Origin of the sequence: Eubacterium sp. AF22-8LB, assembly GCF_003458715.1 — a bacterium.
Taxonomy (GTDB): Bacteria; Bacillota_I; Bacilli_A; order Erysipelotrichales; family Erysipelotrichaceae; genus Holdemanella.
Genome location: NZ_QRVI01000060.1, coordinates 1 through 1155, shown reverse-complemented (window position 1 = coordinate 1155; position 1155 = coordinate 1). Strand labels below are relative to the sequence as shown.

General features: G+C 34.7%; 1 protein-coding gene and 1 tRNA gene. One reads left to right on the top strand and one right to left on the bottom strand.

Annotated elements, in window-relative coordinates; translation table 11 throughout:
• The first annotated feature begins 234 nt into the window (after window positions 1-234).
• Window positions 235-311 (top strand) — tRNA-Arg (locus DWY01_RS11375).
• A gap of 166 nt (window positions 312-477) precedes the next feature.
• On the opposite strand, the gene DWY01_RS11370 is transcribed toward DWY01_RS11375, so the two are convergent.
• On the bottom strand, window positions 478-1080 hold the full coding sequence (locus DWY01_RS11370) for a Type 1 glutamine amidotransferase-like domain-containing protein (RefSeq protein ID WP_117996215.1): 603 nt from the start codon (window positions 1078-1080) through the stop codon (window positions 478-480).
• Between the last annotated feature and the right edge of the window lie 75 nt (window positions 1081-1155).

Below are 1155 nucleotides of genomic sequence, written 5' to 3'. Positions count from 1 at the left end.
GCAATATGTATGATTAAGAAAAAAGCAAAAGTGTAATAAGTATCAAGAAACAAATTCCAGTTTATCGAGGTGGAGTAGAAAATAATTAATATGTAAGAAAGCTGTTTTGTTCATCTTGTATATGAAAATATAAATTATGATATGAGCGAAAGGTTTGGAACTGCTTTTTTCTATATAGAAAATATTAAATTTAGGCTTGCATATATTGTGATTATGTTATAAAATGTATGCGTTGTCGACGTAGCTCAGCCGGATAGAGCATGCGCCTTCTAAGCGCACGGTCGGGGGTTCGAATCCCTCCGTCGACGCCATCTTGTGAATAAAGTCCTTATATAAGGGCTTTTTTTCTGTTTATATATAGTTTTGAAAACCTTTTTGAAAACCTTTATAAAAAAACAAAGAAACATTATGTCTCTTTGTTGAAAAGGTTTAATCAAAAATATTGATGTTAAGATTTAATAAACTGGAATTTTCAAATTAGTCTTTGCAAATAACCTTTGAACCTTCACCGTCAATTACAATTCCCTGACGGTTGTTAATTGGGCATAGATTCAAATCCGAAAACTCAGTCATTATTTTCTCGGTAACTTTCTTAAATGGTGCTGTAAGATAATGCGGAAGAACATAGAAATCAATCAAATCAAGCCCTGCATCATCTTCTTGTGAGTAGTCCTCCGGCTTTTCATCCATTTGCTCGATATATTGGATGCTTGGAGCGCATATAATCGCACCTGCCGATTCACCAACCATCAGTTTTCCCTTTGCTAATTCTTTCTTCAACAGCTCATCCGTTCCCGTTTTACGGAGCTGGTCTATAAGGAAAAAAGAATTTCCGCCGGTAAAATATATCACATCCGCATCTTCAAAAACAGACTGTATCGTTGAATAAGCCTCCGTTGAAATATCAATTTCAGTTACGATTGCTCCCAACTTTTTGAATAATTTTCGAGCCGAGCCGACATAACCGGTATAGCCTTCACGCAGCGAAGCTGTGGGAATAAATGCGACTTTCTTGTTATCAATTTCTTCTTTTATCAAACTTCCTACACTTGAAAAGTGCGAACATAAAAATAATTTCATCAATATTCTCCTTTATAAATTCCAATTTATCTAAATCTTTCTTATAGGATGTCGAATGACTGTTTTCCATTTTTC

Coding starts and splice junctions, on each gene's coding strand:
- DWY01_RS11370 (WP_117996215.1), bottom strand. CDS start 1,080: ATGAAATTATTTTTATGTTCGCACTTTTCAAGTGTAGGAAGTTTGATA.